The organism is Ruegeria sp. H4, from assembly GCF_056533065.1.
This window is the reverse complement of the sequence record NZ_JBQFOC010000001.1, coordinates 2,191,717-2,207,218: the sequence shown is the minus strand read 5'-3', so window position 1 is coordinate 2,207,218 and position 15,502 is coordinate 2,191,717. Positions and strand designations below refer to the sequence as shown.

Sequence of the window (15,502 nt, the reverse complement as noted above, 5' to 3'; positions counted from 1 at the left end):
TTTATTTGACCCTGTTTCTATGATGAACTAGGCGCTGGATATGCCAAGAACAAAAATCAAAGACATACGCAAAAACGAGATCATCGAAGCCGCCATTGCCGAGATTGGTCGGACCGGATCAACCGATATTACGGTTGCAAAGATCGCGGATGTTGCCGGAGTGTCCAGCGGGTTGGCGCATCATTATTTTGGCAGCAAGGAACAGATCTTGATCTCGGCCATGCGGCGTATTCTGACGATCTTTGGGGCCGATGTACGCAAAGGGTTAGCGCGATCACAGTCGCCTGAACAGCGCCTGGAAGCCATTGTTATATCGTGTTTTTCCAGCCAGAACTTCCGTCCGGGGATCACCAATGCCTGGCTGAGCTTCTATGTGCAGGCGCAATATTCCAAAGACACTGAACGCCTGTTGCATATCTACTATCACAGGCTGCAATCCAATCTGAAAAGCAATCTGAAACCACTTGTCGGCACGCGGGCTGAAGAGGTTGCGGTGGCGCTGGCATCGTTGATTGATGGGCTCTACATTCGATTGTCGTTCAAGGGCGGCAACCTCAGCCCGGATGACGCAACCGATATTGCCTTAGGCTTTCTGCGTCAGAGCCTTTCAGCCACTTCCGCATAACATCATCTGTGCCTGATACGGTTATTTCCCGGTAGGTGAACTGCCAATCTATAGGCGAATGTGATCTGTTTCACGGCGTACAAAAGCGCTCTGTGATAAAGACCGGCACGCGGTGACGTTATTTTCGCGTCAGCGTTCTAAGACCAATTCAATTTAAAATTTTTGTTTTAAAGGAGTGTTAGACATGGCAGTCAACCGCCGAGAGGCCGCATTTGAAGGCCGGGTTTCCGCTGCACGCATGGCGCGTGACCGGGTGCATCCAGACCATACCGCCAATGGCGACGAGCAGAGATACGCCACTGCACATTATCCGATGAGTTTTACCAAAGGGCTTAATCATAACTCTGCGACCGGGCTTGTCGATGACAAAGGGCATTTCGAAGCGTTTCGTCAGGCCATTGATGAAGGCTGGATCGAGCCGTTCACATCCCGGGTTCCTGTACCGACCCCGCCTAGGGGAAAGGGGCGCAGAAAGTGGGAAGCACCGACCGCCGGAGTGGTCTACGACCTTGAAGGACCCGATGCGCAGGCCGTAACTATGCCGCCGGCGCCCGAACTCTGTAGCGACGAGCTGACCTTTGAGATGGCCGAAGTCTACGAGTTGGCCATTTTGCGCGATGTGTCATTTTCACAGTTTCAAACTGGTGGTGCTCAGCTGTCCAACTCCGTTGCGCGGCTGAATGCGCTTGGTTTTGCCCAAGCCGGTTTCCCAGGTGGCAGAGGTCGCACGAGTGCGACAACAACTACGCTGGATGCTCAAACTGCCTTCAGAGGCTCGTCCCCGGGCTGTGATAAGGGACCGTACCTGTCACAGCTCATGTTGATTGGTACCCGCGATCAGGCTGGATCCGTTGATCTAGAGGACGGGTTGATCAGCTTTGGTGCTCAGCAGGTAGACCAGCGTGTTTTGGTTGCCGCGAAAGGCGATGACTACATGAAGACATGGAAAGAGTGGCTTGATGTTCAACAGGGCTATGACGTCAATATGTGTGGCGCTGGTCAGGATTTTAGCGAGAAGAAGCGCTGCTTCATAAAAACACCGCGCGATCTGGCTACGTATGTGCACTACGACGCGCTCTATCAGGCCTATCTCAATGCTTGTCTAATCCTACTGGGCATGGGCACGCCGTTTGATCCGGGGTTTGCAAATCTCTCGGGCATGCGCGATGTCTACGATCCTAGCTCGGGTCAGCCACAGAATGCTGGCGGGTTTGCCCTTTATGGTGGTCCACATATTCTGACTCTGGTGACCGAAGTGGCGACACGCGCGCTGAAGGCGGTTCGGTTCCAAAAGTTCAATAACCATCTGCGTCTGCGTCCTGAAGCATTGGCCGCGCGGCTCGCAAAGGCCGACGTGATCGAGCAATATCACCCCAGTCTTTGCGGGGCTTTCAGCAAGATGTGTGATGATCTGATGTCGAACAAAGGGCGCGATGGTAAATCGACCCTCGACAAGATCGCGCACGGCAACCCAAGGCAGCCAAAGCAATTCAACAAAGGTAACTTTTTGCTGCCTATGGCATTCGGTGAAGGTTCTCCGATGCATCCAGCTTATGGTGCCGGGCATGCGACCGTTGCGGGTGCCTGTGTAACGGTGTTGAAAGCCTATTTTGACACCAGCACAGTTCTGGGCAAAAACGCTGATCGCGATAGCTGCAATTGTGGCAAGGACGGGTTCTACCGTTCTATTTCTGAGTCGAGCGAATATACAGCGCCAAAGAAAGGCTGCGACAAGCTTGACCGCAAGGTCGTCAAGTGCCCACTGACCCTGGAAGGTGAGCTGAACAAGCTTGCCGCTAATATCTCAATCGGGCGCAATATGGCCGGTGTGCATTATTACTCTGACTACTATGACAGCCTGCGCATGGGTGAAGAAATCGCGATTGCCATGCTCGAGGAACAGGCGATCTGCTACCCGACTGATCCCTTTGTCCTGTCGGTTCCCACGTTCGACGGTCCGGTGCGCCGGATTGGAAACCGGTAACCAGAAGAAGGTGCCCCCGTTTTTTTCGGGGGCACTGTTTCATTGGCCGATAAGTTGAAAAAACTCAACAAGTTGGCCGTTTGGGTCAGTGATCTTGAGCAAATGTATGCCTGGTTCTTCAATAATCTCGGGTGCCTCAGCGCCTGTGTTTTGAATGCGGGTACGTAGCGTGCTTAAGTTGCCTGAACGAATATACGGGACCGCGCCGGTGCCTGCTTGGGCGTCAGGCGCGTATTTATTGCGTGACACGATCGCAAACCAACCGCCCGATATATCGAAGGCGACAAACCCCTCTAGTTGGATCATCGGATCCCGCGCGAATAGCGTGCGATAGAACGTTTCGGATTTTTGCATGTCATCGGTGTGCACATAAACACCCATGGCCAAGAGCGCCACGTCTTGTGCAGCTGAACCACCGCTGCCCGCACAGAGCATTGCAAGTGTCATAGATAGGATGTGCTTCATTCATTTATCTCCTGTATCAGGTCTGATCTGATATCTACACACCCTCTGCTGACAGCATATTGTCACCATGGTGTCAGCATGGATATCTTACCCCACAAGGAGAGTGGAATGAGACGCGGTGACAGGCTGTTTGAGATCATTGAAATTCTGCGACGAGCTAAGGTTCCGATCTCGGGTCAGGCGATTGGCGCTGAGCTTGGCGTGACCAAAAGAACCATCTATCGCGACATCGCTGCCCTGATGGCCCAGGGCGTACCAATTCAAGGCGAAGCAGGCGTTGGCTATGTGCTGGAGGCGGGCTTTCACATGCCGCCTCTAATGCTGACTTCGGACGAGATCGAAGCGGCAATTCTTGGCGCGCAATGGGTGCGAACGCGTGGCGAGCCAGAGCTGGCGCTGGCTGCGGAAAAGTTGTTGTCAAAGATCGAAACGGTCAGCCCGGCACGGTTCGAGGCGTCGTTTGCTGCCCCCATCCTAAGCGTCGCGCCCGTTGATCCTGTGTCAGAGGTCTTGTCAGCGGCTGACATTCGCAAGGCCATTCGGCAACGAGCGAAGATTTCGCTGACCTATCGTGACAGCAAGAATACTCTGACGGACCGGGTGATCTGGCCGATCCTACTGGGCTATCGGGACGCGGGCCGGATCATTGCAGCTTGGTGCGAACTTCGAGAGAGGTTTCGATACTTCAGAACCGAACTGATCGTTCAAGGACAGATTTTGTCGGACAAAGTCCCTCGTCGGATGGACCTCTTGCGGGCCGAATGGCGCGCAGTGATGGAGGCTGAGCGCAAGCGGTACACCCTGGGGTCAAGCAGTTAGCCACCGGGTGTGCACCAGGTCGAGTATGCTGACATCAATGCCTGCAACTCTTCGGGGCTGGTCGGATACCTGTCGTAGCGATGGACAGAGGGAGTGTTGGACCATTCCAACTTGTCTTCGCGCATAACCTCAAGAAAAGGTTCAAACTTGTCTGCCTCGTCCAACACGGATGTGCGCAGGTTGATCCGGTCTGTTTGGCCGACCTCGGAATAGACAAAGCAAAGGCAGGAACGGCAGTAGAAATGCCGTCGCTCAGCCGAGTGTCGCCCGCCTGTTACCAGCGCGCCGGTGCATTCAAAGCTGTCGCGCGGAAACATCGTGGTCAACGAAAATGCGCTGGCGGTGAGTTTCTGGCAGTCGGCGCAATGGCAAGCCACTGTCAGCAGGGGCGGGGCCGTGATGTTTACACGCACTGCGCCGCAAAGACACTGGCCAGTATATGGGGGTTTTGGAATGCCCATATCAAACGGTTCCTTTTTCTAGGGTGAGGGTGCCCGCTAGCGAATGGGAGAGCTGATATCCACGGCTGTTCCGGTGGGGTCGCGCAACATCAGGCGTCGCTGGCCGTAGAACAGATCGGTCGGGGGCTGGATAATCTCGGCCCCGTTTGCAATGGCTTTGCGATACAACTCCTCGACGTCGTCGACGACGAAGGTGAGGATCGCACCAGCGGGCGGCCACGCCAGAATATCTGGAACCGACTCGTGATCTTTGTCAAGAATGCCCAGCTCGAATCCGGGCAGACCATCATCGGACAAAATGATGAACCATCCAAAATCACCGCTGCGTGTCAGGCCAAGCAGATCTTCGTAGAACGCGGCCGTCGCAGCGACATCATGGGTCAGGATGTTGGTAAAAGCTCGTTTCATCAAAAGGACCTTATGCAAATAGTTCAATCTAAATGGATTTGATCCCACCCATTAAAGGGTGGGACCGTGTATCATTCAAAAGCACTATAGGCCGTCATCACCTGACTGGAACTGGTATCTCGCAGGGCTACGATCTTCTTGTACTCGTCCGAGGTATTCCACCGTTCCAAGGTTTCGATGTCAGGGAAGCTAACAACAACGACCATGTCACCCTCGGTATCCGTACCGTTGAGTGTGGCACTCCGCATCCCTTTGAACAGGGCTTTGGCGCCGTATGGGCGGGCGATCTCTTGAGTCTTGGCCATATAGTCCCGAAATCCGGCAGGATCGGTTACTTTGATGGTCGATATCATTAGTGCAGTCATGTCAGGCGACCTCTCTGGAGCTTAGAACATTGGAAACGGCATGGGTGCGGCGCCAGGCGGGGTCGTCCTGACTGAATTTAGGGATTGCGATCGAAACAAAATCACGGTCATTCGCAACCTGGTCCAGATCGGGTGGCTGGGTGAGCAACATTCTGACAAAGCCGCCCATTGCCGCGATTGTACGTGATGTGCTGCGGAGCAAATCCGGGCGTGCAGCGACTGTTCGCTTTGCGATGGTCAAAAAACTCTCAGGCTCTCGTCCACCTAACCGTGCGACAGCGTCCGTTGGCGCGTTCACAGCAAAAGTTCCTCGCCTGTATTCTTCGCAATAAAGAGCGAGCTGCGAGGCCGCGGCTTCGGAGTAATTTGACGGGGGCATCGCTTTGAGCGCTTTCAGCATCATTCGTTCCGAGATATCCATGTACCGCACGCGACGCCCAAGTGCTTCACCAATGTCATTAGCAATCTGGTTTGGAGAGATCAGCTCGGGCCCCGTGGGTCGATAGGTTTGACCACTATGTGTTTCTGGATCCAACAAGGCAGCAACAGCGACACGCGCAATATCCTCGTTCGAGGGTGGGGCGTTTTTGCAGGTCTCTCCGTCGCCCAACGGCATCGCGAGTATCCCGAGATAGGCTGCCAGCCCAACACCCATAAGATAGTTGTCCGCAAACCAGCCCGGATTGATCGTGGTCACGCTCATTTCTGGGCGCATGCCAATCAGTATGTCGCTGATATACACCTCGCGCGTGAACAGAGATGGATGATCAACGCTTGAAAGCCATTGCCCAAGTGTGACCACATGCTCGATCTTGGCTTCAAAGGCTGCCGCAGTGAAGGCAGCATTGAAGTGTAATCCGTTAGGAGCGGTCGGGGCACATTGATAGGCGCGTTGCACACCTTGCATGGCTGTGCGCAAATCGCTCATATCATACTGATTACCAACGAAAACCTCAGCGCCAGCCGCTTTCAGACGATCTGCGCGATGATCTCTGGAACGCACAAAGGCTCGGACGCGGACACCCTTGGTAAGCAATTGAAGGGCTACGGGCAGGCCGGTTTTTCCAGCAGCACTTGTCACCAAAATCCTGGGCTGTGTTGACATTGCATCGACTCCATTCCATTCGATAGTTAAGGGAATAAAGCTGTTACTTTAAAAAATAAAGTAACGAAATCGTGAGGTGTGCAATGGCTAAGCCACGCTCATATAAACTGCTCTGTCCAATCGCACGCGGTTTGGATCGCGTGGGTGACAGATGGACGTTGTTGATCTTGCGAGACCTGCATGCCGGACCAGCGCGATTTACCGACCTGCAAAGCGGGCTCAGCGGGATCGCTGCAAACCTGCTGACCGATCGGCTTGCAAAGCTGGTCGCAGATGGGCTGGTTGCCAGACGCGATGGCCCCCATGGTGCGATGCTGTATGAACTGACAGATTTAGGGCGCCGGACAGGCAACCTGATTTTTGAGCTGGCGATGTTTGGTGCACTGTTTCCCAATACGGGCGAAATTGTCCGACCCGGAAACCTGCGTACAGTCGCGGTAACGCTCAACGCTGCCGCACAACGTGTTCACACTGGGGATTTGAGTGTGGTGGCAAGCCTTGTCGTGGATGGCGAAGCGTTTGAACTGAAGGCCTCAGACGGATCTGCAAGTGTATCTTATGCAGAAGCAACAAACCCTGATGTCGAGCTGCGTACCAACTATGCCTCTTTGCTGGCGCTGTCAGAAGGTGAAATGACCCGGCAATCCTTTCTAACCGACCATTCCGCGATTGAAGTAAACACAACCGGAAAGGATCAGGCTTTGCTAGAGCTTATGAGTTTGATTCTGGGCGTGTTTCAGCAACATGCTTAGTCCGCTAGTAGATCGTACCCCGCAGTCAGCTGACAGAAGCGAATGCATTCAAGGTGCCGCGCGTTTCTTCATCTGCGGGAAACAACAGCTCGATATTCAGATCGGCGACCACAATGTCTTCTGCGGTGCGAAACTGGGAAAAGGTGGAAAACAGGCTGAGGCGCAAGCCACCAGCTCGATATATTGTGGGGATCACAGGTGGCAAAGGTCCGGTAGGTCGCCAAGCTGCAATGGCCGGATCGGCGGCCAACCGCGCAACAGCTTCGTCCAGTTCGGATACTCCGCCAGCTTGTAAACTCTCGGATCGTAGACGGACCATCGTATGATGGCCAACCTCTCCCCAGTTTTCGATAATACTGGGTCCCCAATTAGGGTCGCAAATTGCTTTAAGCAAGCTATCGCCCTCGGACAGTCCAGCAACCTTCAACAACGCTCTTGCCGCTGTATTGAGATGTCGCAATCGCCAAAGCCCATCCAGAACTATCGCGGGGTAGGGATCGTGTCTGAACAGAAGATGTGTGATTGCATCATTGATGGGTTTCAGCAAGGCGCTGTCGGGGGATTCCTGCCTATAGAGGGCGGCAAATCCGGCCCCGTACAACAGGCGATTTCGCTCGGGTCTGGGGACATCCAGAACCTCGGACAGATGCAGAACCATATCGCGGCTGGGTCGGGCGCGACCGGTTTCCAGAAACGAAATATGACGCGCTGAAACATCCGCAAGACCTGCCAGTTGCAGCTGGCTTAGTCCACGGGTGCCGCGCCAGCCTTTCAGCAGCGAACCGAACTGTGCCAAAAACTGTCCTCCTTCGCTGTTATGCGCCGACTAAATCACAACCCTTACCTAACAGGTAATTGCTTACATTACCTGTGCGGACTTAGATCTCAATCATCGATTTAGAAAGAAAGGACATGCCATGGACCTGCAAGAGAAGCTTTTGAAAACCGGGGCCGGGTTGGTGATTTTGTTCGGCGGCGTCATCTGGATGGGGGCACATCCCGCTATGGATGCTGTGCCAACCTTTTTTGGCGATCTGATCTTTTGGCCGCTCGATGGCGCGCAGAGACTTACGTCCGAGGGGGCAAGACTGCTCAGCGCGATCGGCGGGGGGATCATGGTCGGTTGGGGTATCCTGCTCTGGGTGCTCGCGGGCGAGGGGATGCGCATTGCGCCTGCATTCTCAAAACGGGTCATCCTTCTATCGATCTGGACATGGTTCTGCGTCGACAGCCTGGGGTCTGTGCTGGCGGGCGCGCCGTTCAATCTGATCGGCAACCTGGTGTTCCTGGGGATGTTCACCATTCCGTTTCTGGACCGTTTCGCCTCAAAGGGTGCATCGACAGCAAAAGTCAGCTAAGGGCGTTTCCAGCCGAGGGCCTCATGAACGTTCTGTTTCATGGGCCCAGATGCCGGTGGGTGATATCGATATCAACGACGCACGGCGCAGAAACCCCAAGTTTTTCTGCCAGCCGGCGCGAAAATGAAACGGTCATGACGGCAGTTTGATTGATCCGCGTGTCACTGGCGACAAGGGTCTTCAGCTCAGTGGTACTGGTTACTGCGCCGAACATAGTACGCTCGGTTTCGACCACTTTGCCGTGCCACTGATTTGGGCCTTGTTTGGTCCAGCTCACATCTGCATCCAGCACGCGGTTAAACTGTTTGAAATCGAACGGGGCCTTAAAGGTCATCGAGTCGTGATACAGGATTTCGGTCTGGGGCCCGCTTTTGATCTCTTGCTGAATCTCAGGTGTGCAGCCGTTGACCTGACGAACGGTTGTTGCGCCTTGCCAGACACCATCTTTGGGCCGGATATCAGCAGCTAAGGCCTTTTGTGCCGAGGCGATGCCAAAAGCCAGCAGCATTGCAAGCAACAGCAGCAGGGCTTTTTTGGTGTCCGTATCCAGAACACGACCGGATTTGTAACGTCTTTGAATGAAAATGCGTTTTCTGTGCTTATGTTGCACGTTTCTACTCCTTTGTTTCATGGCCCCTGCGTAATCACGCAGTGGTGGGGAAACGCTAAGCCGAACAACATGTTTTAAGCGTCTCGACCCATCGGCGAGAACAGTTCGGGATGTCCCGTTCGACCGGACGGGACGGCAATCATTCGGATGAAGGATAGTTTGATGCTGCGTCTGATCAGGGCGTTTTGCCGATGCGCCTGCGATGGGGTGCATTTCGAAACGCTTTATCAGTCACAAGCCCGACGGTGCCTGACCGTCATCAAAACAGTAAGAAGATTGAGGAAATTCATGACATTGAATTCTCGTAGTTGCGGAAGGTTTGCCGCAATTGGATTTGGCGTTGTGCTGAGCAGCACGCCACTTTCCGCCCAGGTCGCCAACACTCTATCGGCTTCGGACAAAGACTGGGCATTTTACATCGGCGCAGGCGGTGGATTGGTCCCCGAATATCAAGGATCGGATGAATACGAACTGGCACCGCTGGTCACCTTTGAAGGCGTCTGGCGAGATAGGATTGTAATCTCGGATCAGGGGCTGGGCGCCTTTCTGTACGATCAGAATGGGTTTCGTGTGTCTGCGGCTGTTGGCTATGGCGGCGGACGGGACGAAGACGATAGCAACGATCTGAAAGGATTGGGCGATATCGACAATAGCGCTGTGCTGTCGCTGGGTACTCAGTTCGATCTGGGTCAAAGCCTGACCGCGACGGCGGATGTCAGGAAGTTTCTGGGTGGCTCGGAAGGTACTGTTGTGTCACTGGGTCTGCAAACGCAGGTGCCGTTTGGCGTGATCCGTGGTGCGCTGGCCCCCACAGGCCGACCCTATAGCGACGAAACCAGCCAAAACGGCGTTGTTCTGATCGGCGGGGTCTCTGTCGATTGGGCGGATGAGGACTACAACCAAAGCTTCTTTGGCGTGACCTCAGCGCAATCTGCCCGTTCAAGTCTGCGCCAATACAGGGCGGAGTCTGGTGTAAATGCGCTGAATGTCGAACTTGGCGTCAGCAAACAGATCGGCAGAAGCTGGGGTGTTACCGGCCTATTGGCCTATTCGCGCCTGCTGGGAGACGCGGCGGACAGCCCGATTGTGAAATCCAAAGGAAACTATGCAGCCGTCGTGTCAGTCGCCTACCAGTTCTAAGACCTGATAAACGATACCTCGTCGACTGAGCCAGCGCGGTGATCGTGCTGGTTCAGTTGCTTCCCAGACTAGTTGCGTACGTCAGAAGGCGTTTTCCCAGTCTCGCGCTTAAAAGCCTTGTAAAAGGCTGAGCGCGAATTGAAGCCAACATCATACGCGATGTTCAGAATAGTCTCGTCGGTCGAGGTCAATTGCTCGATTGCGTCATTTATCCGCCACCGGTTTATATAGTCGAAGAACGTGCTGTTCAGGTTTGCGTTCAACGTTTGCGAAACATAATGTGATGTGACGCCGATTTGTTTGGCCAGATCCCACAAGCTGAGGTTCGGTTCGCGATAGAGCAGGTCCTGTCTCATCGCCGTTTCGATTTTTTTCGCAATCCGTGCAGCGCGTTCTTCGTCAAGGGCAGATTTCTTGTATTTGCGCTCGGATGGCTCATCCGGGTCCGGCGGGTCGGAGACAGGTGTTCGGGTCAGGCCGGGACGTTGGCGTAGGCCCCATATGCCAATGACCCAGAATAGAAACAGCAGGGCAAGGCTTTCTAGGAAATCAAGCAGCTCGTCTTGCACCTCGAACCCGACGGCCTCGGACACTGTAAGTATGCTGACAGCAGCCGACAGAAACCAAAATGACATCGCTGCCAAAGTGATCACCCAAACCCAAGTCAGCTCTCGGTTTTCGGTGCTTGCAAACACTTCGCGCAACCGTTTTCGGTAGGTCATCAACATGCGGATGATCAGGATCAGGTAAACGGCCATTATGATCCGAAACAGTACGTCAGCGGTCAAAACCGCCAAGGCGATCAACACAAACCGCAACAACCGGGGATCGTCCTCAGGTAGGTCAACATCGCTCAGATCCGTTGGCAGAAACATCAGCGATGACATGAGCAGCCCGGATATGATGATCGGGGGTAGGTGATACCGCAGCCTAGGCTTGGGCGCTTCATCCGCTTCGCTGGTCAAGGCGCGGACATAAAGCCAGAAAAGAAAGGGGCTTGCGAAATCAAACAGGACGACAAGCACGCTAACGCGCATCACAAGATTGAACTCGTCCTCACTTCCCGACGCGTCGGCGATCAAAGCGCCAATAGAGGACAGGCCTTGTATAAGAAACAGTGCGGCCAGTGGCATGAACACACCGGTATCGCGCTTTCGTAGAAACAGCAGGTTAGCACAAAACAGGCAGAGCCCGATAAAGGCGGTATCAACGAATTGGGTGGCGGATTCCAATATTACTTACTCTCTGAAAATCGACCACGGATGGTCTTGCGCTGCAGCCTCTTCATGCCCTCTAAAGCATGCGATCTGACATCTACCAATTTCATGGGATTTGTCGTCTCTTTTGATCGGACAGGACGTTTGAGACTGCGTTAGACAGGTTTAATCTAAATTCTTGCGCGGCCGTTCGGCGCGCTACGACTTGGCGTGGCGTGCCAGAAACTGCGAGAACCGGGCCAGCCCGGCTTTCAAATCTTCGGTTGGGTTGGTGTATCCAAGCCGCAGCCAGCCCTCCATGTCCATTGCGCTGCCCGGCGTCAGCATCACACCTTCTTCTTGCAACAGCGTCACGCATAGATCGCGCGAAGACATTGGTAGTTCGTATTTCAACAAGGCCGTAGTGCCGGATTTTGGCGGCACCCAGCTAAGCAGCGGTTCGTTTACGATCCAATCCTGAACGATCCGCAAGTTTTGGCGAGTGATCCGGTGCGCCCGCGCCAGTATCTTGTCGCGATGTTCCAGCGCCATGGCGGCTAGCATTTCGTCGATCTTGCCGACCGATATCGTGTTGTAGTCCCGGTGGATCATCACGTCATGCAGCATCTCTTTGGGTCCGGCGATCCAGCCAACCCGTAACCCGGCCAGCGAATAGGCCTTGGACATGCCTGCCGTGCTGATCCCTTTTTCGTACAGGTCTGCGACTGCGGCGGTGAAGCCGTCGCCTGTCTGATCTGTTCCGCGATAGACCTCGTCACAAAGCAACCAGGCATCGACACCACGTGCGATTTCGACGATTTGTTCCAGCAATGTGCGATCCATCAGCGCCCCTGTCGGGTTATTGGGATTGTTGATCACAATCAGGCGCGTATCGGGTCGCACCATCGCCCGCAACTCGTCCAGTTCGGGCAAAAAGGCGTTTTCGGACCGCAGATGCAGCAGTTCGATTTCGGCACCAATGCTTTCGGGAATGGAGTAGTGCTGCTGATAGGTGGGTATCACGGAAACCACGTGATCACCACGCGATACCAGCGTCTGATGCACCAGAGAGTTCGCGCCGATGGTCCCATGCGTTGTTAGGATGTTATCCCGGCCCTGTCTGTCATACAGGCCACAGATCGCATCGCGCAGGCGTTCTGACCCTTCAATTGCGCCATAGGTCATCTTCATGGATGACAGATCGTTCAGAATGCTGTTGTGCTGACCCGCCATGTCGAACAGTTCGCCCAGCGTGATGGACTGGACGCAGGTCTCAGCCAGATTGAGTTCGCAGGTCGTCTCGAACTCATTCATCCACATCTCAACACCAAAGGGTCTGATTTCCATTGGGGCTCTCCTACTTTTAGCATTTGGGGCGATGGCACGTAACGGACGCACGGTTATGAAGATGTCTTATACCGCCAAACCAGCCAAGCGGAAGATTGCGGGTTTGTGCCTGAAATGTATCCCGGGGTTTTACTTCACAAACCCGGATCCGACCCGGACATCGAGATGTCTGTTTTGAAACTGAAAATGTCGCAAGTCTCTCAGCATATGAACTGCGCGACTCTATCCTGTGCATGTGAGGTGCCGCTGTTTGAGTCTCAGACAGCGGAGAATTGGGAAGCCGGTGAAATTCCGGCACTGCCCCCGCAACGGTAAGGAAGGTCAGGTTCGGCAATCAACCACTGGGACGAGGATCCCGGGAAGGTGTCGCAACCGGGCGCAAGCCCCTTTCAAGTCCGGAAACCAGCCTTGCAGATATGTCAAACCGCGGGTGGCGGTGGGGGCACATGTTTCGGACGTGATCCTCGCGCGCCTCCGGACGGTTCCTCCTTGTCATCTGCCCAAGCAATGCCGCGGGGCGCGGCAGGAGAGCCAGAAATGAACAGCATTCAAAGCCTGTTGGCACGTCGCATCCCTGATCACGCGCTCGAGCAGGCGTTTTATACAGACCCCCAGGTATTTCAGGCCGATCTTGAAGCCATCCACTATCGCGATTGGCTGTTTGCCATTCCGGCCTGCGAGCTGGTGAAAGCAGGGGACTACGTAACCTATACTGTGGGTGCCTACCGCGTTGTCATTGTGCGTGGTGCCGACAACCAAATCAGGGCATTTCACAACACCTGCCGCCACCGTGGTTCGATCATCTGCAAGGCTGCAAAAGGCAATGCGCCTAAGCTGGTTTGCCCCTATCACCAATGGACCTACGAGCTCGATGGTTCATTGCTGTGGGCGCGCGATATGGGGCCGGATTTCGATCCGAAACAGCATGGGTTGAAGACCGTCCATTGCCGTGAGCTTGCCGGGTTGGTTTACATCTGTCTTGCGGACAACGCCCCAGATTTCGACATGTTTGCCAATACCGCGCGCCCTTATCTGGAGCCGCATGATCTGGGCAACGCCAAAGTGGCTTTTGAAAGTTCGATTGTTGAGAAAGGCAACTGGAAGCTGGTTTGGGAAAATAACCGCGAGTGTTACCACTGCGGTGGCAACCATCCCGCGCTATGCCGCACATTCCCTGATGATCCTGCAGTCACAGGGATCGAAGGGGGTGAGACGCCGCTGCATATGCAAGCGCATTTTGACAGGTGCGAAGCCGCCGGGATGCCCTCGCAATTCTACCTGCATGATGACGGACAATTCCGTATGGCTCGGATGCCTCTGAAAGAAGGAGCGCAAAGCTATACGATGGATGGAAAATCCGCCGTGCGGCGCTGGCTTGGCCGATCGCCTTTTGCGGATGCAGGTGCGTTGTTGAAATTTCACTATCCAACTACCTGGAACCACTTTCTGGCTGATCATTCCATCGTGTTCCGCGTAACACCAATCAGCCCGACTGAAACCGAGGTCACAACCAAATGGCTGGTTCACAAGGATGCCGTTGAAGGGGTCGATTACGATCTGAAACGTCTGACCGAGGTCTGGATTGCCACCAATGACGAAGACCGTCAGGTGGTCGAGGATAATCAGCTGGGTATCAACAGCCCGGCCTATCTGCCTGGCCCGTATTCGCCGACGCAGGAATCCGGTGTGCTGCAATTCGTGGATTGGTATTGCAACACGTTGGCCGGTCGGTTGGCCCCCGAAACAATGGCGGCGGAGTAACGGTGATGAAAGATCTCAACGCGGTTGTGAATATCTGGCAGGACAGCGAAACACTGGAATGCGTCTCGGTCGTGCCCGAGATGGCAAATACGGCCAGTTTCACCTTTCGCGCTCCGTCTGGGTCGATGTTTGCGTACCATCCAGGGCAGTTTCTGACTTTGGAAATCCCGGCTCCTGGACAGCCGGGTGGGGTTGTGCATCGCACCTATACGATTTCTTCTTCTCCCTCGCGGCCACGGTCGATCACCATCACTGCCAAGGCCCAGCCCGACAGTATTGGAACGCGCTGGATGCTGGACAACCTGCAACCCGGCATGCGGATCAAAGCCATCGGACCAGCCGGGCTGTTTTCGAATGTTGAAAGCACGGCTGGCAAATATCTATTCATCTCTGCTGGGTCCGGGATCACCCCGATGATGTCGATGACCACCTGCATGTGGGACGAGGGGCGTGATCTGGATATTGTCTTTATCAACTGCGCAAAGCGACCGTCCGAGATCATCTTTCGCCAGCGGCTGGAACACATGGCCAGCCGAACCCCTGGCCTAGATCTGAAATTCGTTGTTGAAGAGCCCGACCGCTATCGCCCTTGGACGGGGTATCAGGGGCAGTTCAACCAGTTGATGCTGGGCCTGATGGCGCCTGACTATCTGGAGCGTGAAGTCTATTGCTGCGGCCCGGAACCTTTCATGCAGGCGGTACGCGATGCTCTGGTCGGGCTGGGCTATGATATGGACAACTATCATCAGGAAAGCTTTGGCGCCCCGGTTGAAACCAAGGCCGATCAGCCAGAGCTGGACGATGTTATCCCCGATGATGACAGCAAAGCTGAGATTGTGTTTGCAAGCTCCGGCGTGACTGCCAAAGTTGCCGAAACCGACACGGTTCTGGCAGCCGCGCGGTCGGTTGGGTTGAACATCCCCTCGGGCTGTACGTTCGGCGTTTGCGGGACCTGCAAGGTTAGAAAAACAGCGGGTGAGGTGCATATGGTTCACAATGGCGGGATATCCGAAGACGATATCGAAGCCGGTTACATTCTTGCCTGCTGTTCCAACCCGATCGGTAAGGTAGAAGTAGAGGTTTAGTCTCAAAACCGCCCCGGGATG

General features: G+C 54.6%; 17 protein-coding genes and 1 riboswitch. Of the genes, 8 read left to right on the top strand and 9 right to left on the bottom strand.

All coding sequences use genetic code 11. The annotated features are described in order from the left end of the window. Nucleotides 1-40: 40 nt before the first annotated feature. Together betI and ACR0KG_RS10760 are read left to right on the top strand one after the other, a co-directional pair. Nucleotides 41-625 carry a choline-binding transcriptional repressor BetI gene (gene betI / locus ACR0KG_RS10765; RefSeq protein WP_480544621.1) on the top strand — a complete coding sequence of 195 codons (585 nt, stop codon included), beginning with the start codon at nucleotides 41-43 and terminating at the stop codon, nucleotides 623-625. Between the two features lie 184 nt (nucleotides 626-809). Then, a complete protein-coding gene (locus tag ACR0KG_RS10760; RefSeq protein ID WP_480827244.1) occupies nucleotides 810-2,609 on the top strand; it encodes a vanadium-dependent haloperoxidase in 1,800 nt (599 codons plus the stop codon). A 39-nt stretch (nucleotides 2,610-2,648) separates the two neighbouring features. Here ACR0KG_RS10760 and ACR0KG_RS10755 read toward each other — a convergent pair whose 3' ends face one another. Then, nucleotides 2,649-3,074 carry a VOC family protein gene (locus tag ACR0KG_RS10755; RefSeq protein ID WP_480827243.1) on the bottom strand — a complete coding sequence of 142 codons (426 nt, stop codon included), beginning with the start codon at nucleotides 3,072-3,074 and terminating at the stop codon, nucleotides 2,649-2,651. 108 nt (nucleotides 3,075-3,182) lie between these two features. Here ACR0KG_RS10755 and ACR0KG_RS10750 point away from each other — a divergent pair, with 108 nt between their 5' ends. Then, the gene (locus ACR0KG_RS10750) at nucleotides 3,183-3,893 is read left to right on the top strand and encodes a helix-turn-helix transcriptional regulator (RefSeq protein WP_480827242.1); all 711 of its coding nucleotides are present in this window, start codon (nucleotides 3,183-3,185) and stop codon (nucleotides 3,891-3,893) included. Here the strand turns inward: ACR0KG_RS10750 and ACR0KG_RS10745 are convergent. From ACR0KG_RS10745 to ACR0KG_RS10730, 4 genes are all read right to left on the bottom strand, one after another. Beyond that, nucleotides 3,890-4,354: a GFA family protein gene (locus ACR0KG_RS10745; protein ID WP_480544625.1), complete on the bottom strand. Its 465-nt coding sequence runs from the start codon at nucleotides 4,352-4,354 to the stop codon at nucleotides 3,890-3,892. The genes ACR0KG_RS10750 and ACR0KG_RS10745 overlap by 4 nt on opposite strands. A 36-nt stretch (nucleotides 4,355-4,390) precedes the next feature. Continuing rightward, nucleotides 4,391-4,762, bottom strand: coding sequence for a VOC family protein (locus ACR0KG_RS10740; RefSeq protein ID WP_480549688.1), 372 nt, complete (start codon nucleotides 4,760-4,762; stop codon nucleotides 4,391-4,393). A gap of 71 nt (nucleotides 4,763-4,833) precedes the next feature. Continuing rightward, nucleotides 4,834-5,127: a DUF1330 domain-containing protein gene (locus ACR0KG_RS10735; RefSeq protein ID WP_480544627.1), complete on the bottom strand. Its 294-nt coding sequence runs from the start codon at nucleotides 5,125-5,127 to the stop codon at nucleotides 4,834-4,836. Between the two features lies 1 nt (nucleotide 5,128). After that, the gene (locus ACR0KG_RS10730) at nucleotides 5,129-6,232 is read right to left on the bottom strand and encodes an NmrA family NAD(P)-binding protein (RefSeq protein WP_480827241.1); all 1,104 of its coding nucleotides are present in this window, start codon (nucleotides 6,230-6,232) and stop codon (nucleotides 5,129-5,131) included. Nucleotides 6,233-6,315: 83 nt separating this feature from the next. Here ACR0KG_RS10730 and ACR0KG_RS10725 point away from each other — a divergent pair, with 83 nt between their 5' ends. Beyond that, a complete protein-coding gene (locus tag ACR0KG_RS10725) occupies nucleotides 6,316-6,984 on the top strand; it encodes a winged helix-turn-helix transcriptional regulator (protein ID WP_480549686.1) in 669 nt (222 codons plus the stop codon). A gap of 25 nt (nucleotides 6,985-7,009) precedes the next feature. Here the strand turns inward: ACR0KG_RS10725 and ACR0KG_RS10720 are convergent, their stop codons facing one another. Next, nucleotides 7,010-7,780: a helix-turn-helix domain-containing protein gene (locus tag ACR0KG_RS10720; protein WP_480549684.1), complete on the bottom strand. Its 771-nt coding sequence runs from the start codon at nucleotides 7,778-7,780 to the stop codon at nucleotides 7,010-7,012. 121 nt (nucleotides 7,781-7,901) lie between these two features. Between ACR0KG_RS10720 and ACR0KG_RS10715 the strand changes: the two genes are divergently transcribed. Then, nucleotides 7,902-8,342, top strand: coding sequence for a hypothetical protein (locus ACR0KG_RS10715; RefSeq protein WP_480827240.1), 441 nt, complete (start codon nucleotides 7,902-7,904; stop codon nucleotides 8,340-8,342). Between the two features lie 37 nt (nucleotides 8,343-8,379). Here ACR0KG_RS10715 and ACR0KG_RS10710 read toward each other — a convergent pair whose 3' ends face one another. Continuing rightward, complete coding sequence (locus ACR0KG_RS10710; RefSeq protein WP_480827239.1) at nucleotides 8,380-8,952, bottom strand: hypothetical protein; 573 nt, start codon at nucleotides 8,950-8,952, stop codon at nucleotides 8,380-8,382. Nucleotides 8,953-9,240: 288 nt separating this feature from the next. On the opposite strand from ACR0KG_RS10710, the gene ACR0KG_RS10705 reads away from it, so the two are divergent. Beyond that, a complete protein-coding gene (locus tag ACR0KG_RS10705) occupies nucleotides 9,241-10,092 on the top strand; it encodes a MipA/OmpV family protein (protein ID WP_480549678.1) in 852 nt (283 codons plus the stop codon). A gap of 68 nt (nucleotides 10,093-10,160) precedes the next feature. On the opposite strand, the gene ACR0KG_RS10700 is transcribed toward ACR0KG_RS10705, so the two are convergent. After that, on the bottom strand, nucleotides 10,161-11,324 hold the full coding sequence (locus ACR0KG_RS10700) for a helix-turn-helix domain-containing protein (RefSeq protein WP_480827238.1): 1,164 nt from the start codon (nucleotides 11,322-11,324) through the stop codon (nucleotides 10,161-10,163). Nucleotides 11,325-11,507: 183 nt separating this feature from the next. Next, nucleotides 11,508-12,635 (bottom strand): aminotransferase, encoded by a 1,128-nt coding sequence (locus ACR0KG_RS10695; RefSeq protein ID WP_480549674.1) that lies wholly within the window; start codon nucleotides 12,633-12,635, stop codon nucleotides 11,508-11,510. Between the two features lie 221 nt (nucleotides 12,636-12,856). Next, a riboswitch (cobalamin riboswitch) is annotated at nucleotides 12,857-13,060 on the top strand. Nucleotides 13,061-13,172: 112 nt separating this feature from the next. Here ACR0KG_RS10695 and ACR0KG_RS10690 point away from each other — a divergent pair. After that, complete coding sequence (locus ACR0KG_RS10690) at nucleotides 13,173-14,396, top strand: aromatic ring-hydroxylating oxygenase subunit alpha (RefSeq protein ID WP_480827237.1); 1,224 nt, start codon at nucleotides 13,173-13,175, stop codon at nucleotides 14,394-14,396. 5 nt (nucleotides 14,397-14,401) lie between these two features. Then, entirely contained in the window at nucleotides 14,402-15,481 is a 1,080-nt protein-coding gene (locus tag ACR0KG_RS10685; RefSeq protein WP_480827236.1) for an FAD-binding oxidoreductase, read from the top strand. The last annotated feature ends 21 nt before the right edge of the window (nucleotides 15,482-15,502 follow it).